Source organism: Stutzerimonas stutzeri (assembly GCF_038561965.1).
Lineage (GTDB): Bacteria > Pseudomonadota > Gammaproteobacteria > Pseudomonadales > Pseudomonadaceae > Stutzerimonas > Stutzerimonas stutzeri_AA.
On record NZ_CP139348.1, the window covers coordinates 3,432,016 to 3,452,830 of the forward strand.

The window sequence follows — 20,815 nt, forward strand, 5'->3', positions numbered from 1 at the left end:
GAGGCCACGCACCACTGGATAAACGCGCCAGCCCGCTCAACACTGTTTGCATATTCCAAACAATCTGGGAGTTGCGATGGACCGTTTCGATGCCATGCAGGCCTTCGTGCGCGTGGTGGAAACCGGCAGCTTCACCAAGGCCGCCGAGACACTGCGCATCAGCAAGACCAGCGTCACCCAGCAGGTCCAGCAACTTGAGGCGCGGCTTCGCGTCAAGCTGCTCAACCGCACCACACGCAAAGTCAACGTCACCGCCGACGGCGCCGCCTATTACGACCGTGCCCTGCGTCTGCTGGCGGACCTGGACGACGCCGAAACCAGTCTGTCTGGCGCCGCGGCGGTGCCCCGAGGACGCTTGCGCGTGGATGTTCCCAGCCCACTGGCGCGGATGATCCTGATTCCGGCGTTACCGGCCTTTTATGCGCGATACCCGGATATCCAGCTGGACATGGGCGTCAGTGATCGGCGGGTGGATCTCATCGGAGAGAACGTGGACTGCGTGGTGCGCGGTGGCGAGATCACCGATCAGTCACTGATCGCCCGCCACGTTGGCGACCTACGCCTTGGCGTCTACGCGGCCCCTGGCTACCTCGAAAGCGCTGGCGTGCTGACACACCCGAGCGAGCTGGAAAACAACCACCACCGCGTCGTCGGCTTTCTCTGGGGCCGCACCGGCAAACCCACCCCGTACGTAATGCAGCGGCAGAACGAGCAGGTTCAGGTGCACGGCCGCTACGTGCTCGTAGTGGACGATGGCAACGCCTGCCTGGCCGCGGGGCTGGCCGGGCTGGGCATCATCTGGCTGCCGGAGTACATGGTCAGAACGCACCTGGCCCACGGCGAGCTGTTGGCACTGCTGGAAGATTGGCGACTCGATGACATGCCGCTGTATCTGGCGTTCCCGCCGAATCGACATGTCAGCGCCAAGCTGCGGGTGTTCATCGATTGGGTCGTCGCGCTGATGGCGCAGCATGCGCCCGTGCTCGACCGTCACCCAGCAGTAGACGGCTAAAGCTGAAGCGCCAGCCCCACCAGCACCGCGCACTCCACCAGCTCCAGCAGCGCGCCGGCGGTATCGCCGGTTGTGCCGCCGAGGCGGCGCAGCACCGCGCGGCGCACCAGCAAAAACGTCACGACAGCCAACGACAGGGCGATCAGCCCGTTGCTGCCGAGCAGCAGACATCCAGTCGCCACCAGCAGCAGCGCGCCCTGCGCCCAGGTACGCGGCAGATTCGCCGCCAGAACATGACCAAGCCCATTGGGCCGTACGTACGGCGTGCTGAGAAACAGCGCCAACAGCGCGGCACGCCCCAGCAGTGGCGCCAGCAACAGAGCGGAATACTGTTGCGCCTGCAACAACGCCAGCAACGCAGTGAACTTGAGTAGCAACAACAGCACCAGCGCCACCACCGCGACCGGGCCGCTGCGCGGATCCTTCATGATCTCCAGCGTGCGATCGCGGTCGCCGAAGCCCCCGAGCCAGGCGTCGGCACTGTCGGCCAGGCCATCGAGGTGCAAGGCGCCGGTCAGTGCCACCCATAATGTCAGCAACAGGGCCGCCTGCAAAAAGGGCATCGCGCCCCCCAGCAATAGCGCTGCCAGACAGAGCAAGGCGCCCAGCAATAACCCCACCACGGGGTAATACAGCAACGAGCGACCCTGCTGCTGCGGCGTCGGCATTCCCGGCAGGCGGATCGGCAAGCTGGTGAGAAATTGCAGTGCAGTCAGTAGTGGCAGCATGGCTGTTCCGGCGTGGAGTTCATCGCGTGCTCGGGTCTTCAGCAGGTTCGGCGGGCGGCGCCAGTTCTAGCGGCAACAATTCACCGTGACCTACCACCACTTCCAGTAGACGTTCACGAGCGAGTCCCTGTGCTCGCGCCAGCAATAATCGCATCACGCCGGCATGACAGATGACCAGCAAGCGCTGCCCGGCAAAGCGAAGTTGCAAACGCTCGATAGCCGCCACCACGCGCGCCTCGAACTGTGCCAGTGGCTCACCGCCAGGCGGCGTAAATCCGTATGGATCGGCCCAGAACAGGCCGAGCGCTTCGGCGCTGCCCTGCATCAGCTCAGCCGCGCTGCGGCCTTCCCAGTCGCCGAAATGCAGTTCGCGCAGGTTCGGTTCAAGATGCAGCGGCAGGCCGTGTTGCGCGGCGAGTTCGCGGGCGAATGCGGCACAGCGCTGCAGCGGCGAGCTGACCAATATGTCCCATGGACCGGCGTCGCCAACCGCATTGCGCATCTGCTGCCAGCCGTGCGGCGTCAGAGGATCGTCGAGACTGCCGCGAAAGCCGCCCCCTCGCTCGGTTTCGCCGTGCCGTAGCAGTTCGATGCTCGTGCTCATACCGGCCGATCCGATACCGAAGCCTCAGCGAACGTCGCCATCTCGTTGTGCAGAGCGCAGGCCTGCTGCAACAGCGGCACTACCAACGCCGCCCCGCTACCTTCGCCTAGGCGCAGGCCGAGATCGAGCAGCGGCGATGCACCGAGTGAATCCAGTACCGCCAGGTGACCAGGCTCGGCGGAGCGATGGGCGAAGATCAGCCAGGGCCGGCAGCCGGGATTCATGCGCACCGCGCAAAGCGCTGCCGCACTGCAGATGAAGCCATCGACCAGTACCGGAATACCGCTTTGCGCGCAGCTCAGGTAAGCCCCGACCAGCGCCGCAATCTCGAAGCCGCCCAGCCGGCGCAAGGCCTCGAGCGGCTCGCCGCAGTGCTCGGCGTGCAGCCGGACCGCATGAGCGATGATCTGCATCTTGTGCCGAACGCCGGTCAGATCGAGCCCGGTGCCCGGCCCGACGAGCGTCAACGGCGAGCGCGGCAACAGCACGGCGGCTAGCGCGCTGGCGCTGGTGGTATTGCCGATGCCCATTTCCCCGCCGATGAACAACTGCGCCGAACGCTCCGCTGCACGCTGTGCACTGTCGCGGCCGGCAGCCAGTGCCGCATGCAACTGTTGCTCGCTCATTGCCGCTTCACGCGCCAGATTTGCCGTGCCCGGGCCGAGCCGCAGATGGCTTACGCCATCCAGTTGCAGTGGCTCCACGGTGCCCAGGTCGATCACCTCCAGCGGCGCAGCCAATCTGCGCGCCAGCACGCTGAGGGCCGCACCACCGCCGACGAAATTGCGCAGCATCTGCCCCGTCACCGATTGCGGGTAGGCAGAAACACCCTCTTCCACCACGCCGTGATCGCCGGCGAACACACTGACATGCAGCCGTTCGACTTGCGGCCGTTCATTGCGCTGCATGGCCGCCAGCGCAATCGCCAGCGCTTCGAGCTGCCCGAGGGCACCGCGCGGCTTGGTCAGCTGGTCCTGGCGAGCCGCCGCCCGTGTCGCGAAACCTTGGTCAAGCTGCTGACAGGGTCCATTCCACCAATCGTGCATCACTGCGCTCCCTTCAAGATCATCGGCAGCCCGGCGACCACGAAGGCCACCCGCCGCGCTCGTTCCGCCACGGCCTGGTGTAGCCAGCCGGCTTCGTCCACATAACGCCGGGTCAACTCACCCAGCGGAACCACGCCAAGACCGGTTTCATTGCTGACCAGAATGATCCGCCCTGGCAGTTCGGCCAGGCACTCGAGCAGGGCATCGCGCTCCTCGGTGAAGCGCGCCGGGTCGTCCAAGATCAGCAGATTGGTCAGCCATAAGGTCAGGCAATCGACCAGCAGGCAACGATCCGCCGCGGCCTGCTGCCGCAAGGTTTTCGCCAGCTGCAGCGGCTCCTCCACGAGCGACCAGTGTGCAGGACGGCGCTCTTGGTGATGGACGATGCGCTCGGCCATTTCGCCATCCAGCGCCTGGCTGGTGGCGATATAGGTAACCGCCAGGCCGCTCTCGACGGCCAGGCGCTCGGCAAAGCGGCTTTTGCCCGAACGGGCGCCGCCGAGAATCAGTTCCAGCATGCTCAGCACCCCAGCCCGCAGAGTTCGCGCAGCCGCGCGGTGTCCAGATGCGCCTCGACCAGATCGGCCAGGCGCTCGATATCGCGCTCGCGCAGCGCGTGATAATTGACGGTTTGCACTGCATCGAGGCCGGCCCAGCGCAGCAGCGCAGCACAGCCCTCGGGCCGCTCGAAGAGGCCGTGCAGGTAGGTGCCGAGCACCTGTCCGTCGGCGCTGATCGCGCCATCGCAGCGGCCGTCGTCCAGCTGCACCGCGGGTCGCTCAAGCGCCGGCCCACTGCTGATGCCTGCATGAATCTCGTAACCGCTCAGCGGCACGCCTTCGGGCAGCAGTCGGCCGGTGACGTTGCGCAGCTGCTTGTCCACCTGCAGCACGGTCTCGAAATCCAGCAAGCCGAGCCCTTCGCTGGTTCCAGCCGGGCCTTCCAGGCCAAGCGGATCGGCGATGCGCATGCCGAGCATCTGCAACCCGCCGCATATACCCAGCAGTTTGCCGCCGTAGCGCAGGTGCTTATGGATCGCGGCCTCCCAACCATTGGCGCGCAACCAGGCGAGGTCGGCGCGCACACTTTTCGAGCCGGGCAGGATGATCATATCCGCGGCGGGAATGCTCTGGCCGGGGCCGATGAATTGCAGGTCGACTTGCGGATGCAGGCGCAGAGGGTCGAAATCGGTGTGATTGCTGATGCGAGGCAACACCGGCACGACCACCTTCAGCACGTCGCTGGCCTTGCCGGACTGGCGCGCGTCAATGGCATCCTCCGCTTCCAGATGGAAATCCATCAGGTACGGCAGCACGCCCAGTACCGGCTTGCCGGTGCGTTGTTCCAGCCAATCGAGGCCGGGCTGCAACAACGCGATATCCCCGCGAAAACGGTTGATGACGAAGCCCTGCACCCGCGCCTGCTCGCTTTCCGAGAGCAACGCCAGGGTGCCGACCAGATGCGCGAAGACACCGCCCTTGTCGATGTCGGCGATCAGGATCACCGGGCAGTCCACCGCCTCGGCGAAGCCCATGTTGGCGATATCGCCAGCGCGCAAGTTGATCTCGGCAGGCGAGCCTGCGCCCTCGACCATCACCACGCGATACGCCGTGGACAGACGCTGGTGTGAGGCCAGCACGGCCTGCATCGCCACCCGCTTGTAGCCGTGGTAGGCCACGGCGTCCATGCTGGTCACCGCGCGGCCGTGGATGATCACCTGGGCACCAGTGTCGCTGTTGGGCTTGAGCAGCACCGGATTCATGTCGGTATGCGGCAGAAGCCCCGCAGCCTGAGCCTGCACCGCCTGGGCCCGGCCGATCTCGCCGCCATCGGCAGTCACCGCGCTGTTGAGCGCCATGTTCTGCGGTTTGAACGGCACGACAGCAACGCCCTGGCGCGCCAGCCAGCGGCACAGCGCTGTTACCAGGGTGCTCTTGCCGGCATCGGAGGTGGTGCCTTGCACCATCAGCGTGGTCATGGATGTTGCTCCCGAAAAGCCTGCAGGGCCTGATCCAGGCGCGCCCAGCCGACATCGGTGGGCAGGCCGAAGCGCACGCTGGAAGGCTGAGCGAAAAGACGCGTGAGAATGCCCCGACGGGCGAGGAAGTCGTGAAGCAACGCCGCATCGGCGCTGACCCACCATTGGAACAGAGCACAACCGCCCAGCGGCGCCAGATCATGCCGACGCAGCAGGTCGACCAGACGTTGGCCATCGCACAGCAGGCATTCGCGCTGACGCTGCTGGGCCTCCTGATCAGCCAGTAACGCAGCGCCCAGTTGTCGCGTCGGACCATTCACCGTCCACGGTCCGAGCAGCTCGGCAAGCGCTCGCTGCAGGCCGGCATGGGCGAGAACGAAGCCCAGCCGCGCGCCTGCCAGACCGAAGAACTTGCCGAACGAACGCAGCACGATCAGCCCAGGCAGGTGGCTGTGTTCGGCCAGGCTGTGCTGTGGCGTGCAGTCCATGAACGCCTCGTCCACTATCAGCCAGCCGCCATAGGCTGCCAGCGCGCTGCGCCATTCGAGCAGGCGTTGCGGCGCGACCAGCTGGCCCGTGGGATTGTTCGGATTGACCACCACCAGCACGTCGAGGTGGTCCAGCGCACGCGGCACGCTGGCCTCGCACAGCTCGACAACACGGTGGCCGGCACGGCGCCAGGCCTCGGCATGCTCGGCATAGCACGGTGAAACGATGCCAACCCGCGCCGACCTGCGCAGGCGAGGCAAGGCCTGGATGGCACTCTGCGAGCCGGCCACCGGCAGCACAGCGCGCGCGCCGTAGTAATCCCGAGCCGCAGCTTCGAGGCCATCATCGGTCTCCGGCAGACGCGCCCAGGCGTTATCGGGAATGCATGGCAACGGCAGATGATAAGGGGCGATCCCGGTGGAAAGGTCCAGCCAATCCGACAGCGCAATGCCATAGCGCTGCGCCGCCGCCCGCAGGCGCCCGCCGTGCTCAAGCATACAGCCAGCCCCAGAACAGCAGCGCCAACAGCCACACGCCAACGCCCCCCCAGACCAGATCAAGTGCGTGCTCGATATGGCGCGCCTGCGGCACCTGGCCTCGTCCCAGTTCGGGACGCGCATGCACCTCACCGTGATAGATCGCGGCGCCGCCCAGTACCACGCCAAGCGCCCCAGCCCCGGCGGCCATCACCGGGCCGGCGTTGGGGCTGTCCCAGAGCGGCGCCTGGGTACGCCAGCAACGCAGCGCACGACGGGTGCGTCCAAGCAATGCATAGGTCAGCGCAACCAGCCGCGCTGGCACATAGTTGAGCACGTCGTCGATACGTGCCGCCGCCCAGCCGAAACGCTCGAAGCGCTCGTTGCGATAGCCCCACATGGCGTCCAGCGTGTTGCTCAGGCGATACAGCACCACACCGGGCGCCCCCGCAACGATGAACCAGAACAGGGCGGCAAACACCGCATCGCTGCCGTTTTCCAGCACCGACTCGGTGGCCGCACGGGCCACGCCCTCCTCGTCCAGCTGCGTGGTGTCACGACTGACGATGCAGCCGACGCGGCGCCTTGCCTCGGGCAGATCATGCCGCCATAGGGCCTGCGCCACCGGCAGCGCGTGTTCGCCAAGGCTGCGCAGCCCAAGCGCAAGGTAGAGCAGCACGATTTCCACCAGCCAGCCGATGCTGGGTAGCAGGCTGAGCAGCCAGGCCAGCAATGTCAGCGGCAGCACCGCCAGGCACCAGGCGGTCACACCGTGGCTGCGCCAGCCTCGCGCCGCAGGCCCGTTGAAATGCTGCTCCAGGCGATCGGCCAGACGCCCGAAGGCCACCAGCGGATGCGCCCGCTTCGGCTCGCCGAGCAGCGCATCCACCAACAGCGCTGCAGCGACCAATAGAAACAGGCTCAACCCTGGCGCTCCGCACAGGCGCCGACAATCAGGCGCGGCGCGCAGCGCCTCCCCTTACTGAAACCGCAACCGATGCGCTGTGCCCCTTGACTCATCTCGACTCCCAGCCGTTTTCGAAAACCATCTCGTCCAGCGAACGCGGCTGCGTCCAACCCTCCAGCGCCAGCATCGGAGCCGGATAGAACTCGTGCACCGGCCCAAGGCAAAGGATCGCCACCGGCTTGGCGCCTTCCGGCATATTGAGCAAGGCGGCCAGCGCAGTGGGATCGAACAGCGACACCCAGCCCATACCCAGCCCTTCCGCGCGCGCGGCTAGCCAGATGTTCTGGATCGCGCAGGCCAACGAGGCGAGGTCCATTTCCGGCAGTGTGCGGCGGCCGAAGACGTGTTGCTCGCGGCCATCCATCAGCGCGGCGACCAGCAACTCGGCGCAGTCCCCGATGCCTTCCACCTTGAGCCGCATGAACTCGGCCGAGCGTTCACCGAGCGCATCGGCCGTGCGCTGGCGCTCCTCGCCCACCAGATCGGCGATGGCCGTGCGCAGTGCCGGACGGGTAATGCGGATGAAGCGCCACGGCTGCATCAGCCCGACGCTGGGCGCCTGGTGCGCGGCCTGCAGGAGCCGCGCCAGCAGCTCCGGCGCCACCTCGCCAGCGGAAAAATGGCGCATATCACGGCGCTCGCCAATGGCCCGGTAGATTGCCGCGCGCTCTTGCGGGCTGAAGGCATGCTCGCTCATGGCCGCAACAGCGCCGCAGCCGCAACCGGATCGGACGGCAGGTAGAAGTGGATATAGGACGCAGTCAATCGCCTATCCCGATAGACCGCCTCGGCGGTGCGCTTGTAGTTCGGACACTCGCCGCGAGCCAGCGGCTCGAGGGGCGAGTCCAGTACGGAATGATGGAAGGTATGGCCGCGCAGGCACCCTTCCGGCAGCGACACTTCCTGTAGAGCCAACGCCGACAAACGCTTCTGCATTCGCGCCTCGCCGGGCAGCAGGCCGAGCATCTGCGCGCGCTCGCCAGCCAGATCGGTCAAGCCGTCGAGCAAATAGAGCATCCCGCCACACTCGGCGAGGATCGGTTTTCCCGCCTCATGGTGGGCGCGGATTGCATCGGCCATGGCACGATTACGCGACAGCGCGCGCAGGTGCAGCTCCGGATAACCGCCCGGCAGATACAGGCTATCGACGGCCGGCAGCCGCGTGAAACGCAGCGGGGAGAAGAACAACAGCTCGGCTCCCAGCGCTTGCAGGAGGTCGAGATTGGCTTGATAGAGAAACGCGAAGGCAGCATCGCGTGCCACACCGATACGCACGCCTTGAAGCAGCGGCGCGACAGGCCTCGGAGCGGGAGCAGCGAACACGACCGGCGGCGGCAGCTCAGTATCGGCGCTGAGGGCCAGCGCATCGGCTGCAGCGTCCAGCCGATGATCCAGATCGACCAGCTCTTCGGCCTGGATCAGCCCCAGGTGGCGGCGCGGCAGCTCCACCTCGGCACTTCGTGGCAACGCGCCGTACCAGCGAATCGACGCCGGCAGGCTGTCACGCAAAATCTCGCCATGCCGAGTGCTACCGACGCGGTTGGCCAGCACGCCGCCGAACGGCAGGTCCGGCTGAAAGCTGCTCAAGCCGTGAGCCATCGCTCCAAACGTTTGTGCCATGGCTGATCCATCGATCACGGCCATGACTGGCACACCGAAGCGCCGCGCCAGGTCGGCTGCCGAGGGAGCGCCATCGTACAGCCCCATGACCCCTTCGATAAGAATCAGATCCGCCGCGCCGGCTGCATCCCACAACAGGCGGCGTGAATCGTCTTCACCAACCATCCGCAGATCCAGCTGATAGACCGGACAGCCGCTGGCGCGGGCAAGAATCATCGGATCGAGAAAATCCGGGCCACACTTGAATACGCGAACGCGCTTGCCCTGGCGCGTATGCAACCGCGCCAGGGCCGCAGTGATGGTGGTCTTGCCCTGGCCCGAGGCCGGCGCAGCGATCAATAGCGCCGGACAACTTCTGTCAGTCATCCGCGCCGCTCCTTTGTCCATGCGTCGCGCGCAAGCAACTACCGCAGGCTGGCTGGCGCTTCCCACAGCCTCGGATGACTGTCGAAAACGTGGCCATTAGAACTCCACGCCTTTCTGGGCTTTCACGCCGGCCTTGAATGCATGCTTGACCACGGCCATCTCGGTGACCGTATCCGCCGCTTCGATCAGCCCCGCGGGCGCACCGCGGCCCGTTACCACGACGTGCTGCAGCAACGGGCGCGACTCGATATCGGCGAGCACCGGCTGCAGATCCAGATAGCCGTACTTCAGCGCGATATTCAGCTCGTCCAGCACTACCAAACCGACCTCCGGATCGGCCAGCAGCTCAGCCGCCACCGCCCAGGCCTCTTGAGCCTTGGCGATATCGCGCTGGCGGTCCTGGGTTTCCCAGGTGAAGCCCTCTCCCATCACGTGATAACGCACCTCGTCCGGGAATCGCCCGAAGAACGCCTCCTCGCCGGTGCTGGCCGCGCCCTTGATGAACTGCACCACGCCGACCTTTATCCCATGACCCAACGCGCGCGCGACCATGCCGAACGCCGAGCTGCTCTTGCCCTTGCCGTTGCCGGTGTGCACCAGCAGCAGGCCGTACTCGTCCTGCGCCTCGGCGATCTTCTCGTCGATCAGCGCCTTCTTGCGCTGCATGCGCGCCTTGTGGCGGTCGTCCCGCTCGGTGGTTTCACTCATACGTGGGCCTCATTACGCTGTCCGGTCCAGGCGCGCATACCAACGAACAGCACCGCGGCAACGCCAACATAGAGCGCCAGGGTCGACAGGTAGCGCGGATAATAAGTAGCGATGCGGTCAGCCAGCAGCGCCAGGGTCGGCTCGGGATAGCGTCCGGAGAAATAGAGGAAGCCGCCGCCGGAGAACAGGTAGCAGACGAAGGCACTCGCCATCACGCACAGCGCCAGCGTTGCCAGGCTGGTGAACTGGTCGCGATGCCAGCGCGCATAAAGCCGACCACCCAGCCACAGCGAGCCGTAGGCCGGCACCAGCATCCAGTAGGCAGGCGACATGCACCAGTCGCTAACCCCTGCCCACTGAATGGCAGCGAAGTCCAGTAACGAAGCTTCAAGAAACAGCGCCGGAAACACCCACTTCGGCCTTAGCAATACGCCGGCGAGAAAGAACACCGCCCAGGACGCGCTGGGCAGGTTCACGCTAGCGAAGTGCTGCCCTCGGGTCATCGCCATCAACGCCACCAGCGCGAGGCCCACAAGCAGTTGGTATCTCGGGGCAAGCTTGATCATTTTGCAGTCTCCTTGGGTAGGCGCGGGCGACATACCCGCGCCACGCCTTACAGCGCCTGGTAGCGCACAGTCAGATAAGCGGCCTGGCCGGGCTGGTTGTAGCCCTCGGCGGTCTCGTAATCGGCGGCCAGCAGGTTGGCGACGCGCGCCTGCAAGCGCCATTCGGGGGTGATGCGGTATTCGCCGCGCAGATCGAGGGTGGCGTAGCCGGATAGCTCCTTGGTATTGGCCAGGTCGTCGTAGCGCTGCCCTTCGGCATGCAGACTGGCGCCTACGCTGAAGGCGCCGAGCCGGCGGTCGAGGTCGAGGTTGAATAGCTGCTTGGCCCGACGCGCCAGCTCGTTGCCGCGGTTGGCACCGGCGGAACGGTTTTCCGGCTCCAGCAGGCTGTAGTTGGCGTTCCAGTCCCAACCCAACAGCTGGCTGCCAAGCACCAACTCGACGCCGCGGATACGCGCTTCCTGCACGTTGGCCGGACCGGAAATGCTGGCGTCATAGGCAATCAGGTCATCAACTACTGTGCGATAGGCATTCACTGCCCACTGGCCCCAACCGTGCTGACCGGCAAGGCCGATCTCGAGACTCTTGGATGTTTCCGCATCCAGCGCCGGATTACCGTAGTCAGGGAAGTACAGCTCGTTGAACGTGGGTGCCTTGAACGCCGTGCCGTAGCTGGCGGTGGCGCGCAGCCAATCGGTCAGCGCATAGCCGTAACCGACGTTACCGGTGTCGTGCTGGCCGAACTGGTCGTTATCGTCACGACGCAGTGACAACTGCCAGTCATGGCGGCCCACCTCCCCAAGGTACTGGGTGTAATAGCCCTTATTGTCACGGGAGCTCTCGTCATAAACGGTAGTGCCGTTGACCTCGTCGCGCTGATGATCAGCGCCCACAGTCAGCGTATGCCCGGCGGCGAGCTGGATATCGTTCTGCCAACCGAGCGTGTCGCGGCGACTGTCGAAGCGTGAATAGAACTGTCCGTCCTGATAGGCATCGGACTTGTCTTCGCTTCGCCCAACCTGCAGCGTGACCAACCAGCGCTCCAGCGGGCTGAAGCGAGCACGGGTGCCGAAAACCTTGGACTCACCATCGGCATTGGCGCCGAAACCGGACGTGCGAGCCCGGTTCACGCTGTCGTAGTCGTTATGGGATTTGGCCTGCAGCAGGTTGGCGTCCAGCTCCAGCCCGTTGTCGAAGCGATAGCCGGCGCTCAGCGTCGCGGACAGATTGCGATAGCCATCGACGTCACTTTCATAGCCGCTGGTGCCCGCCGACTTGACGTTGATGCCATCGGTGTCCGAGCCGCTGACACCCAGGCTGTACCAGCCACGTCCGTCGCCACCGGAGACACCGGCGCTGCCGCTGTAGGTGTCATGGGTACCATACCCCGCCGAGAAGAAAGGCTTGACGCCCTGCCCCTGGCCCTTGCGGGTGAATATCTGGATAACCCCACCGATGGCCTCGGAGCCGTACAGACTGGAGCGCGGCCCGCGCACCACTTCAATGCGCTCGATCAGTTCCAGCGGCAAATCCTGCAACGCCGAACCGCCAGACGTCACCGAGCCGATCTTGATGCCGTCGATCATCACCAGCACATGGTCGGACTCGGTGCCACGCATGTACAGCGAAGTGGACTTGCCAGGCCCGCCATTGTTCGCCAGCGAAACGCCGGGCACTTGCTTGAGAATCTCCGGCAGCGAGCTCGCCTGGCTGCGCTCGATTCGCTCACGATCGATCACCGTCACTGCCGCCAGACTCTGCCTGGCAGTCTGCGCGGTGCGGGTGGCGGTCACCACCTGCTGTTCAAGGTCCAGTGGAGCTGCGGCCAGCTGGCCGATGGAAAGGGGGAAACTGCCGAGCAGCACATAGGCCGCTGGCTTTAAACGGGCGTTGCCAATCAAGGTACAGGTCTCCGTCGTGCCCACCCGCACGACTGAAAGTCGACGAAGACAGGCGGAGGAACTGCAAGAGAGAAGTGAATATCGCGAAGGATATGCACCCGCCCAGAGCCCGCCGCACTGTCAGTGAATGCGACAGGCCGGTCTCCGGGCTTGCGAGCGTACGCCTTGCAGCGTCCCGAAACCGCGCCTTCCCATGCGTAGGCACAGTGGCTGTTACGGTTTCTCGACTCGCCTACCGTTGCGGGGGCAGCGCCGGAATCTTCGTGAGAATGGACCGGCTTCCCTGTTTCACCCTCCTCTGACGAGGGGGCACCTGAGGCGACGCGGAGGGTAGTCCAAGGCCGGGCATGACGCAACCGCGGGGTTGTCGCAGCGCCGCGCAATCTTCGCTTGCATGTTGCTGCTCGGAACGGCGGGCGTCGAAAGGCTTCGAATGCAACAATGCCCCGATCAGCCAGGACTCACATTCGACGCCCATGACCAGCATTGTGCAGATTTCCGACACCCATTTCGGCACCGAACAAGCCGCCGTCGTCCAGGCGCTGGAAGACCATGTACGTGAGCACCGTGCCGATTTACTGGTGTTCTCCGGAGACATCACGCAACGCGCCCGCCGCGGCGAATTCGCCAGCGCTCAAGCCTTCGTTCGCCGCCTGAAGGCGGACGGCGTCAGCGATACGCTGGTGATTCCGGGCAACCATGACATCCCGCTGTATAACCTGTTCGCCCGCGCGCTGACGCCTTACGGCAACTACCGCCGACATTTCGGCGACGACCTGGAGCCGGTGTTCGAGAATGAAGACATGCTGGTGGTCGGCCTCAATACCACCCACCCACGCCGGCACAAGGATGGCGTAGTGACCGCGCGACAGGTCGAGCAGGTGGCGCAGCGCCTTGCCGCCAGTGATCCAGGCAAGATCCGCATCGTCGTGGCACACCAGCCGTTCGGCGCCATGGTGCCGAGCGATCTGCGCAACCTGCAGCACGGCGCCGAACCGGCGCTGCAGCGCTGGGCCGAGCATGGGCTGGACCTGGTCATGGGCGGGCACATCCACCTGCCCTACGTACTACCGCTATCCAAACAGTACACCGGCCTCGCGCGCGAGATCTGGATGGTTCAGGCCGGCACCACGCTGTCTACACGCCTGCGTGGCACCTCGCCGAACTCATTCAACCGCCTGAAGCTGTGTCCAGGCGAGCAGAAAAAAGTCTGCGTCGAGCGCTGGGACCTGCTCGATGATCGCTTCGTACTGGGTTCGCATTTCAACCTGAGCTGGTAATACGCCCTTGCACGGAATAGCCATCAGCCCATCGACAGGCCGATCAGGTAAACCCCGGCGAAGCCAATGTTGAAAGCGATGAACAGATAGAGCATGTGCCGCAGGTAACTGCCAAAGGTCAGGCCTGGCACCTTGCTCATGGCGACGATGCCCGCCGCCGAACCGATTACCAGCAGCGAACCACCAACCCCGACCGCATAGGTCAGCACCATCCACTCGGCTACGCCCATCTCCAGCCCGGATTTCAATAGCGCGGCAGTCAGTGGCACGTTATCAATCGCCGCAGACATCACGCCCATCAGGTAATTGGCCATCACCGCCGGAACCTGGTCATAGATCAGCACCAGCCCGTCGAGCACACGAATCTCCTTGAGCATCCCCACCAGCAGCAGGATGCCGAGAAAGAAGAACAGCGTTTCGAACTCGACCTGTCGCACGTACTCCAGAATCGGATCGGAGTCGTTGTCGTCACTGAAGAAGCGCGCCACCAGGAACATCACCGACAATCCGGCCAGGAACGTCAGCACCGGCGGGATCTGGAACAGGAAATTGCCGATGATGGTGCTGAGGATGGTGCACAGGAAGATCACTGCGATGGCCACGTCGACACCCCGAACATCGTTGCGCTGACCCTGCACCATAACCTCGCCGCGCATGCCGATCGACAGCATCGCGGCCAATACCATCACCGCCAGGAAGGCCGGGACAGCCAGCACAAGCAACTGCAGAATCGCCACCTTGCCGGCGAGGAAAATCATCAGCGTGGTGACGTCCCCAGTGATCAGCGCGACGCCACCGGAGTTGACCGAGAACACCACCAACGTGGCGAACTTGATGGTCTTCGCCCTATCGAGCTGCAGCGAGAGAATCAGGGTAATGGAGACCAACGTCGCAGTGATGTTGTCGGCCAACGAGGAGAACACGAAGCAGAAGGTCGCAGTGAGAAACAGCAGTGCGCGCTCGCTGATCCGCCGCGGTAGGACGAGGTAGATCAGGTTCTCGATCATGCCTTTCTTGTTCAGATAGGCGACGAAAGTCATCGCCGCCACCAGGAATATCCACAACCCGGCAATTTCGGCGATGTTCTCGTTGAGGCTTTCCAGCACGGTTTCACGCGCCTCGCCCGCTGGCGTGAATATAAACAGCAGCAGCCACGCCAGAGTGCCGAAAAACAGCGTTACTTTGGCCTTGTTCACATGGGTTACTTCTTCGAGCACGACACCAAGCAGTGCCGCCACCGCCAGTGCAATAAGCACGTACGTCAGCAATACAGGCATAACTCACCTAAGGGGAAAGTAAGGAAAGGGGCATGTGTGCAGCAGATTGCACACGGAAGGAAATTGGGCTGCGCATGGTAGCCAAACGCTGGGCATAGCGGAATCACCGCATGTCAAACGGAGACTATTTCAGGATGTGAATAGCACTAACGACAGTGCTGCCGGCTAGGACACCAGAAGCGACTCAGGGATTGCGTGCCAGCTGCTCGTGATCGAGCACACGCTTGGCGCCCAGGTAGTTTTTCTGCCAGTAGCTGGCAGCCAGGCTATCCAGGCGTACCGTGCCACCGGACGAAGGTGCATGGACGAAACGGTCCTGCCCGACATAGATACCGGCGTGGCTGACACGACGGCCGCCGCTCGTGGCGAAGAACACCAGATCACCAGGTTGCAGTGCATGCCGGCGCACGGCCGGGCCGCGGAGGTTACTCATTGCCTGGGTGGTGCGAGGGAGGTTGATGCCCGCCGCGCCGCGGTAGACGTAACCGATCAGGCCGCTGCAATCGAACCCGCTGTCTGGCGTATTGCCGCCCCAGCGGTAAGGCGTGCCGACCAGGCCGAGCGCACTGAAAAGCACATCTTCGGCAACGCCTGGCATGGGATAAGAGGCACTTGGTTGCTCGACGGCTGGCGGCACCGGTGGCTGACCGGCACAGGCGGCGAGCAACGCAAAGAGGACAACAAGCGAGAGACGGGCCAGGTAGTACATCGCAGAGCGGTCCAGGCAAAAGAGCCATCACTCTGCCGGCATGCGGGGGAAGACGCAACCCCCCGCAGACCGCTAGATCAGCGCTGAACGGTGTGGGGCGCCAGGTCGGAGGCCATTGCGAGAACACGCTTGGCTTCCATGTAGCTGGCGCGCCAGTACTTGTCGTCCAGGCTGTCGACGCGAACGCCGCCGCTGCGGCTGCTGGAAGCATGGATGAACTGGTCATCGCCGATATAGATACCGGCGTGACTGACCCGGCCACGTCCACGATTATTGAAGAACAGCACGTCGCCCGGCTCCAGCTCGCTACGCTTGACCACTGGCGCGTCGAGGTTGATCAGCTCACGGGTGGAGCGTGGCAGCTTGAGGCCAGCTTCCTTGCGGAACAGAAAGCCGACAAAACCGCTGCAGTCGAAACCGGTTTTCACCGAGTTGCCGCCAAAGCGATAAGGCGTACCGACCAAGGTGAAGCCGCGCTCCAGAATACTGTCTGCCAGTTCGGGCAGCTGGTATTCGTGTTCGTCGGTGAGCTCGGCCAGCGACTCATCTTCGCTCTTGTCGAGCGCGGCGAAGTCGAATCCTGCCAGGGGATGATTGTGCGACAGCCGAGGCGATGTGATCTGCTGCTCGGTCTGTACAGGCTGGCCGGCACAAGCCGTCAGCAGGGCGATAAGTGCGAGAGGCACGAGGGGTGCGAAGCGTTGGCGCATGGGCACGACCGTGTCGGTGATTTCAAAGTGGTGGCGACTATGCCCTCTATCGCGTCGATGATCAAATTCAATCGGACGAAATGTGACGGATTAACTGCGACAAAACGTCTGCCGCCCTTCCTTCCAGCCGTACGTCGGTAAACGGGCTGATATCGGTAGCCTGCAGATTCACCTCGGCGACGAAGCCACCGCGATGCCGCACCCGCCATACTGGCTCGAGGATGTAGCCGAAACTGGCGCTGGTGCCGACCACCAGCACGGCGTCGAAACCGATGCGCGATTGTTCGTGCAAGTCTGCCAGTGCAGCATCGGGCAGCATTTCCTCGAACAGCACCACCGCCGGGCGCAGCACTGCGGCGCAATGGGCACAGCGCGGCGGCAGCGCCCCATCCAGCAGAGCTGGCAACGGACGCGAATCAGTTTCGCCGCAACCGACGCATGACAGCGGCGCCAGCTGCCCATGAATCTCGATCAACCGCTCTACCGGGCTGCCGGCACGGCCGTGAAAGCCGTCGATATTCTGCGTGAGCACCCAGGCGCCCGGCTTGCGCCGCTGCAGCTCGGCGATGGCGAAGTGGCCAGCGTTGGGCTCGGCCTTCAAGCAGACGCGCCCAATCTCGGCCAGGTACTTCCAGCACAGCGCGGGATCACTACGCAGCGTCGGCCCGGACAGCGCGACCTCGATCGGCAGGCCGTCTTCGGTCTCACCGTTATACAGCCCGCCCAGACCCCGGTAGGTCGGCAATCCCGAGTCGGCGGAAAGCCCCGCTCCGGTGATGATCAGAATACGTTCGGCAGCTGCAAGCGCCTGGGCAACCTTATCGATATCCATGAACAACCGCGGGTTGGAGGTAAGAAGGAAGGCCGCAACGTGTTGCGGGCCTGTCGCACCGAGACTATGGCTTCAGACTACGGAAGCCGCCTCTGGACTGCAAAGAGCCAGGTATTCCGACTCAAGTTACAAACCCAGCGGGGCGCGGAACAGAACCGCATAGCCCATGGTGCAAAACAACCACGCCGGCAGCGGACCGAGCAGCCAGCGCCAGCCCCACCACAGTGGTACGAAACCTACGCCATGCACGAAGCCTGCGGATATCCCCCACATCACCAGCATCAGTTGCGGGTGGCTGTAACCGCCCTGCCCGTCCAGCATCGCGGCCGGGTGGATCAGCAGCACCAGCGCCAGCGGTGCGGCCAGCAGCAGTGACAGCACGCGACTGGCCGCCCCGTAAAACCGCCTGTGCACGATGCTGCTCAAGGCTCGGCGTCCAGATCCTGCGTGGCCTCCAGCCACAGCGCGTTGATGATGCCGAAGCTGCAGGCCAGCAGCACGCCGAGTATCCAAGTGAAGTACCACATAGTCGTCGCTCCTTGGCGCGGCGGGCACGGAAGCCCGCCCGCTCAGTCAGTACAGGCCGTGAGGGTTGGCTTCGATGGTTTTATGAGTGAGCCGGCCCCACATGCGGATGTAGCTCCACAGCGTGTAGCAGAGGATCAGCGGCACGAAGATGCAGGCCACGACGAACATGATGCCCATGGTCTTATGGCTCGATACCGCATCCCAGAGCGTCAGGCTCGAGGCCGGGTCCAGGCTCGACGGGAAGACAAACGGGAACAGCGCGAAGCCGGCGGTACAGATGCTGCCGACGATCATCAGACTGGTGCCGAGGAAGCTCGCCCCACCGCTGTTGCGGCTGGAGCCGAGCAGGGCCAGCAGCGCACCGACGATCCCGGCGACTGGCGCAATCAGGGTCAGCGGATAGCGGCTGTAGTTGCCCAACCAGCCAGCGTTGTCCCGCACCACCTGCTTATCCAGCAGCGGATTCAGCGCCGCACCCACATCGGTGACTGACAGCTGGGTGAAGCCCTGGACCCCCAGCGCCAGCCACAGCCCGGCGGCGACGAAACCGAACAGGAACACCAGTGTGCACAGGCGAGTGGCCTGTCGTGAGCGCTCGGCCAGCGCGCCATCGGTGCGCAGCATCAGCCAGGCGCCACCGTGGGCGCTGAGCATGCTCAGGCTGACGATGCCACAGAGCAGCGCGAACGGATTGAGCAGCGCGAAGAACGAGCCGTGATAGGTGGAACGCATCAGTTCGTCCAGCTGGAACGGCAGGCCGAGGAACAGGTTGCCGAAGGCCACACCAAACACCAACGGCGGCACCGCCCCGCCGACAAACAACGCCCAGTCCCACGCGCTGCGCCAGCGCGGGTCTTCCACCTTGCTGCGGTAGTCGAAGCCCACCGGACGGCAGAACAAGGCGAACAGCACCAGCAGCATCGCCCAGTACAGGCCGGAAAAGGCCACCGCGTAGACCATCGGCCAGGCGGCGAACAGCGCACCGCCGGCTGTGATGAACCACACCTGGTTGCCATCCCAGTGCGGCGCAATGGTGTTGATTACTACGCGCCGCTCGTTGTCGGTCTTGCCGACGAAGGGCATCAGCGCCATGGCGCCCATATCGAAGCCATCGGTCAGGGCGAAGCCGATCAGCAGCACGCCGATCAGCACCCACCAGATGAGCTTGAGAACCTCATAATCGAACATCTCGTTTACCTCACACGGCGGTAGGTTCAGTGGGGGCGTCTGTTGTAACGGCCGGCACGCTGACTGCCTCGCGGAGCCGCTGCACCTGATTGGCGGCAGCCGCCTCGAGCTCGAAGTGATATCGCCCGGAATGCAGGCTGCTCGGACCGAGCCGTGCGAAGCGGATCATCAGGAACATCTCGATGACCAGCAGCAGGCTGTAGAAGGCCGCCAGCGCAATCAGCGAGCCCCAGATATCGCCCGCCGCCAATGTCGAAGTGGACAGATGAGTCGGCAACACCTCGGCGATCGACCAGGGCTGGCGGCCATGCTCGGCGACGTACCAGCCGGTCTGCGCGGCAATCCACGGCAGCGGCAGGCTGAACAGTGCGAACCTGAGCAACCAGGGCTTGGTTTCCGCATTGCGCTTGATCGACGCCCAGCTCGCCAGGGCGAACAGCAGCAGCATGAGGAAGCCCGCCAGCACCATTGCGCGGAAGGTCCAGAACAGGCTGAACACATTGGGGATGGTGTCCAGCGCGGCGAGCTTGATCTGCTCGTCGCTGGCATCGACTACATCCGCGGTGTACTTCTTCAGCAGCAGGCCGTAGCCCAGGTCCTGCTTGACCTCATTGAACGCGGCGATGGCTTCGGGCGACTTGTCACCGCGCCGCAGCACCTGCAGCCGCTCGTAGGCAAGCATGCCGTTGCGGATGCGCAGCTCGTGCTCGGCGATCAGCTGCTTGATGCCGCTGACCTCCTCGTCCACTGAGCGAGTGGCGATCAGACCTAGCGCGTAGGGGATCTTCACCTCATAGTCGGTGCGCATCTCCTGCTGATTGGGCAGGCCGAACAGCGTGAAGCCAGCAGGTGCTGGGTGGGTCTCCCACTCGGCCTCGATGGCGGCCAGCTTGACCTTCTGCACGTCGCCGATCTCGTAGCCGGACTCGTCGCCGAGAATGATCACCGAGAGGGACGAAGCCAGGCCGAACACCGCGGCGATGGCAAACGAACGGCGGGCGAAGCCCAGGTCGCGCTTCTTCAATAGATAGAAGGAAGAAATCGCCAGCACGAAGATCGCGCCGGTGACGTAGCCCGCCGACACGGTATGAACGAACTTGACCTGCGCCACCGGGTTGAACAGCAACGCACCGAAATCCACCAGCTCCATGCGCATGGTTTCGAAGTTGAATTCCGAACCCACCGGGTTCTGCATCCAGCCATTGGCGATGAGGATCCACAGCGCCGAGAGGTTCGAGCCCAACGCCACCAGCCAGGTCACGGTCAGGTGCTGCACCTTGCTCAACCGATCCCAGCCGAAGAAGAACAGGCCGATAAAGGTGGATTCGAGGAAGAACGCCATCAGCCCTTCAATGGCCAGCGGCGCGCCGAAAATGTCGCCGACATAGTGGCTGTAGTAGGCCCAATTAGTGCCGAACTGAAACTCCATGGTCAGCCCGGTGGTGACACCCAGAGCGAAGTTGATGCCGAACAGCTTGCCCCAGAACTGGGTCATGTCCTTGTAGACCTGCTTGCCGGTCATGACATAGACCGATTCCATGATGGCCAGCAGGAAGGCCAGCCCCAAGGTCAGCGGTACGAAGAGAAAGTGATACATCGCCGTCATGGCGAATTGCAGGCGTGATAGATCGACAACGCTTTCCGAGATCATCTCGGCCCTCCCTCGGGGATCGAACCCCGCGAATCAAGCAAATGGTCGGCAACGCGCACCGAACCGTTCTCGGGAATGCTGGGAGCATCGAACCAGACGTTTTTTATGATCATGAGGATCGCGACCTTGACCAGCACTACCAGCACGACGTCTCGCCTGAGCGATGACCTGAACATGCC

Annotated in this window: 23 protein-coding genes and 1 riboswitch; of the genes, 2 read left to right on the top strand and 21 right to left on the bottom strand. The window is 64.1% G+C overall.

The genetic code is table 11. From position 1 onward, the window contains the following. Window positions 1-76 precede the first annotated feature (76 nt). A complete protein-coding gene (locus SM130_RS15635; protein ID WP_102825125.1) occupies window positions 77-1,012 on the top strand; it encodes a LysR family transcriptional regulator in 936 nt (311 codons plus the stop codon). On the opposite strand, the gene SM130_RS15640 is transcribed toward SM130_RS15635, so the two are convergent. The 12 genes from SM130_RS15640 to btuB form a co-directional block, all read right to left on the bottom strand. Beyond that, on the bottom strand, window positions 1,009-1,740 hold the full coding sequence (locus SM130_RS15640; protein ID WP_102825124.1) for an adenosylcobinamide-GDP ribazoletransferase: 732 nt from the start codon (window positions 1,738-1,740) through the stop codon (window positions 1,009-1,011). The genes SM130_RS15635 and SM130_RS15640 overlap by 4 nt on opposite strands. Before the next feature lie 19 nt (window positions 1,741-1,759). Then, window positions 1,760-2,344 (bottom strand): alpha-ribazole phosphatase family protein, encoded by a 585-nt coding sequence (gene cobC, locus SM130_RS15645; RefSeq protein WP_102825123.1) that lies wholly within the window; start codon window positions 2,342-2,344, stop codon window positions 1,760-1,762. Then, on the bottom strand, window positions 2,341-3,390 hold the full coding sequence (cobT, locus tag SM130_RS15650) for a nicotinate-nucleotide--dimethylbenzimidazole phosphoribosyltransferase (RefSeq protein WP_102825122.1): 1,050 nt from the start codon (window positions 3,388-3,390) through the stop codon (window positions 2,341-2,343). The genes cobC and cobT overlap by 4 nt, the downstream gene beginning before the upstream one ends. Continuing rightward, entirely contained in the window at window positions 3,390-3,908 is a 519-nt protein-coding gene (cobU, locus tag SM130_RS15655; protein WP_102825423.1) for a bifunctional adenosylcobinamide kinase/adenosylcobinamide-phosphate guanylyltransferase, read from the bottom strand. The genes cobT and cobU overlap by 1 nt, the downstream gene beginning before the upstream one ends. A 2-nt stretch (window positions 3,909-3,910) precedes the next feature. Next, window positions 3,911-5,368, bottom strand: coding sequence for a cobyric acid synthase (locus SM130_RS15660; protein WP_102825121.1), 1,458 nt, complete (start codon window positions 5,366-5,368; stop codon window positions 3,911-3,913). Further along, entirely contained in the window at window positions 5,365-6,354 is a 990-nt protein-coding gene (gene cobD / locus SM130_RS15665) for a threonine-phosphate decarboxylase CobD (protein ID WP_102825120.1), read from the bottom strand. The genes SM130_RS15660 and cobD overlap by 4 nt, the downstream gene beginning before the upstream one ends. Continuing rightward, window positions 6,347-7,258 carry an adenosylcobinamide-phosphate synthase CbiB gene (gene cbiB, locus SM130_RS15670; RefSeq protein ID WP_102825119.1) on the bottom strand — a complete coding sequence of 304 codons (912 nt, stop codon included), beginning with the start codon at window positions 7,256-7,258 and terminating at the stop codon, window positions 6,347-6,349. Before cbiB ends, cobD begins: the two co-directional genes overlap by 8 nt. Before the next feature lie 91 nt (window positions 7,259-7,349). Then, complete coding sequence (bluB, locus tag SM130_RS15675; RefSeq protein ID WP_102825118.1) at window positions 7,350-7,997, bottom strand: 5,6-dimethylbenzimidazole synthase; 648 nt, start codon at window positions 7,995-7,997, stop codon at window positions 7,350-7,352. After that, complete coding sequence (locus SM130_RS15680; RefSeq protein ID WP_102825117.1) at window positions 7,994-9,286, bottom strand: cobyrinate a,c-diamide synthase; 1,293 nt, start codon at window positions 9,284-9,286, stop codon at window positions 7,994-7,996. The genes bluB and SM130_RS15680 overlap by 4 nt, the downstream gene beginning before the upstream one ends. 96 nt (window positions 9,287-9,382) lie before the next feature. Continuing rightward, window positions 9,383-9,994 (bottom strand): cob(I)yrinic acid a,c-diamide adenosyltransferase, encoded by a 612-nt coding sequence (cobO, locus tag SM130_RS15685; protein ID WP_102825116.1) that lies wholly within the window; start codon window positions 9,992-9,994, stop codon window positions 9,383-9,385. Beyond that, window positions 9,991-10,560, bottom strand: a complete 570-nt coding sequence (locus SM130_RS15690; RefSeq protein WP_102825115.1) for a hypothetical protein — start codon at window positions 10,558-10,560, stop codon at window positions 9,991-9,993. Before SM130_RS15690 ends, cobO begins: the two co-directional genes overlap by 4 nt. Window positions 10,561-10,607: 47 nt before the next feature. After that, the gene (gene btuB, locus SM130_RS15695; protein WP_181019262.1) at window positions 10,608-12,458 is read right to left on the bottom strand and encodes a TonB-dependent vitamin B12 receptor; all 1,851 of its coding nucleotides are present in this window, start codon (window positions 12,456-12,458) and stop codon (window positions 10,608-10,610) included. A gap of 121 nt (window positions 12,459-12,579) precedes the next feature. Further along, window positions 12,580-12,793: riboswitch (cobalamin riboswitch) on the bottom strand. Between the two features lie 144 nt (window positions 12,794-12,937). Between btuB and SM130_RS15700 the strand changes: the two genes are divergently transcribed. Beyond that, window positions 12,938-13,741, top strand: coding sequence for a metallophosphoesterase family protein (locus SM130_RS15700; RefSeq protein WP_102825113.1), 804 nt, complete (start codon window positions 12,938-12,940; stop codon window positions 13,739-13,741). Between the two features lie 23 nt (window positions 13,742-13,764). Here the strand turns inward: SM130_RS15700 and nhaD are convergent, their stop codons facing one another. The 9 genes from nhaD to cydP all read right to left on the bottom strand — a co-directional run bounded on the left by nhaD (window position 13,765) and on the right by cydP (window position 20,812). Beyond that, window positions 13,765-15,018: a sodium:proton antiporter NhaD gene (gene nhaD, locus SM130_RS15705; protein ID WP_102825112.1), complete on the bottom strand. Its 1,254-nt coding sequence runs from the start codon at window positions 15,016-15,018 to the stop codon at window positions 13,765-13,767. A 184-nt stretch (window positions 15,019-15,202) separates the two neighbouring features. Next, the gene (locus tag SM130_RS15710; protein WP_102825111.1) at window positions 15,203-15,727 is read right to left on the bottom strand and encodes a C40 family peptidase; all 525 of its coding nucleotides are present in this window, start codon (window positions 15,725-15,727) and stop codon (window positions 15,203-15,205) included. A gap of 77 nt (window positions 15,728-15,804) precedes the next feature. Then, window positions 15,805-16,437, bottom strand: coding sequence for a C40 family peptidase (locus tag SM130_RS15715; RefSeq protein WP_102825110.1), 633 nt, complete (start codon window positions 16,435-16,437; stop codon window positions 15,805-15,807). A 67-nt stretch (window positions 16,438-16,504) separates the two neighbouring features. Further along, window positions 16,505-17,269, bottom strand: a complete 765-nt coding sequence (locus SM130_RS15720) for an NAD-dependent protein deacylase (RefSeq protein WP_102825109.1) — start codon at window positions 17,267-17,269, stop codon at window positions 16,505-16,507. A 126-nt stretch (window positions 17,270-17,395) separates the two neighbouring features. After that, the gene (locus SM130_RS15725; protein ID WP_102825108.1) at window positions 17,396-17,695 is read right to left on the bottom strand and encodes a cyd operon YbgE family protein; all 300 of its coding nucleotides are present in this window, start codon (window positions 17,693-17,695) and stop codon (window positions 17,396-17,398) included. Continuing rightward, window positions 17,692-17,796 carry a cytochrome bd-I oxidase subunit CydX gene (gene cydX / locus SM130_RS15730; RefSeq protein ID WP_003292563.1) on the bottom strand — a complete coding sequence of 35 codons (105 nt, stop codon included), beginning with the start codon at window positions 17,794-17,796 and terminating at the stop codon, window positions 17,692-17,694. The genes SM130_RS15725 and cydX overlap by 4 nt, the downstream gene beginning before the upstream one ends. 46 nt (window positions 17,797-17,842) lie before the next feature. Beyond that, window positions 17,843-18,985 carry a cytochrome d ubiquinol oxidase subunit II gene (cydB, locus tag SM130_RS15735; RefSeq protein ID WP_102825107.1) on the bottom strand — a complete coding sequence of 381 codons (1,143 nt, stop codon included), beginning with the start codon at window positions 18,983-18,985 and terminating at the stop codon, window positions 17,843-17,845. A gap of 10 nt (window positions 18,986-18,995) precedes the next feature. Then, window positions 18,996-20,636, bottom strand: a complete 1,641-nt coding sequence (locus SM130_RS15740; protein ID WP_102825106.1) for a cytochrome ubiquinol oxidase subunit I — start codon at window positions 20,634-20,636, stop codon at window positions 18,996-18,998. Then, on the bottom strand, window positions 20,633-20,812 hold the full coding sequence (gene cydP / locus SM130_RS15745; RefSeq protein ID WP_102825105.1) for a cytochrome oxidase putative small subunit CydP: 180 nt from the start codon (window positions 20,810-20,812) through the stop codon (window positions 20,633-20,635). Before cydP ends, SM130_RS15740 begins: the two co-directional genes overlap by 4 nt. Between the last annotated feature and the right edge of the window lie 3 nt (window positions 20,813-20,815).

Coding starts and splice junctions, on each gene's coding strand:
- SM130_RS15635 (WP_102825125.1), top strand. CDS start 77: ATGGACCGTTTCGATGCCATGCAGGCCTTCGTGCGCGTGGTGGAAACC.
- SM130_RS15640 (WP_102825124.1), bottom strand. CDS start 1,740: ATGCTGCCACTACTGACTGCACTGCAATTTCTCACCAGCTTGCCGATC.
- cobC (WP_102825123.1), bottom strand. CDS start 2,344: ATGAGCACGAGCATCGAACTGCTACGGCACGGCGAAACCGAGCGAGGG.
- cobT (WP_102825122.1), bottom strand. CDS start 3,390: ATGCACGATTGGTGGAATGGACCCTGTCAGCAGCTTGACCAAGGTTTC.
- cobU (WP_102825423.1), bottom strand. CDS start 3,908: ATGCTGGAACTGATTCTCGGCGGCGCCCGTTCGGGCAAAAGCCGCTTT.
- SM130_RS15660 (WP_102825121.1), bottom strand. CDS start 5,368: ATGACCACGCTGATGGTGCAAGGCACCACCTCCGATGCCGGCAAGAGC.
- cobD (WP_102825120.1), bottom strand. CDS start 6,354: ATGCTTGAGCACGGCGGGCGCCTGCGGGCGGCGGCGCAGCGCTATGGC.
- bluB (WP_102825118.1), bottom strand. CDS start 7,997: ATGAGCGAGCATGCCTTCAGCCCGCAAGAGCGCGCGGCAATCTACCGG.
- SM130_RS15680 (WP_102825117.1), bottom strand. CDS start 9,286: ATGACTGACAGAAGTTGTCCGGCGCTATTGATCGCTGCGCCGGCCTCG.
- cobO (WP_102825116.1), bottom strand. CDS start 9,994: ATGAGTGAAACCACCGAGCGGGACGACCGCCACAAGGCGCGCATGCAG.
- SM130_RS15690 (WP_102825115.1), bottom strand. CDS start 10,560: ATGATCAAGCTTGCCCCGAGATACCAACTGCTTGTGGGCCTCGCGCTG.
- SM130_RS15700 (WP_102825113.1), top strand. CDS start 12,938: ATGACCAGCATTGTGCAGATTTCCGACACCCATTTCGGCACCGAACAA.
- nhaD (WP_102825112.1), bottom strand. CDS start 15,018: ATGCCTGTATTGCTGACGTACGTGCTTATTGCACTGGCGGTGGCGGCA.
- SM130_RS15710 (WP_102825111.1), bottom strand. CDS start 15,727: ATGTACTACCTGGCCCGTCTCTCGCTTGTTGTCCTCTTTGCGTTGCTC.
- SM130_RS15715 (WP_102825110.1), bottom strand. CDS start 16,437: ATGCGCCAACGCTTCGCACCCCTCGTGCCTCTCGCACTTATCGCCCTG.
- SM130_RS15720 (WP_102825109.1), bottom strand. CDS start 17,269: ATGGATATCGATAAGGTTGCCCAGGCGCTTGCAGCTGCCGAACGTATT.
- cydX (WP_003292563.1), bottom strand. CDS start 17,796: ATGTGGTACTTCACTTGGATACTCGGCGTGCTGCTGGCCTGCAGCTTC.
- cydB (WP_102825107.1), bottom strand. CDS start 18,985: ATGTTCGATTATGAGGTTCTCAAGCTCATCTGGTGGGTGCTGATCGGC.
- SM130_RS15740 (WP_102825106.1), bottom strand. CDS start 20,636: ATGATCTCGGAAAGCGTTGTCGATCTATCACGCCTGCAATTCGCCATG.
- cydP (WP_102825105.1), bottom strand. CDS start 20,812: ATGTTCAGGTCATCGCTCAGGCGAGACGTCGTGCTGGTAGTGCTGGTC.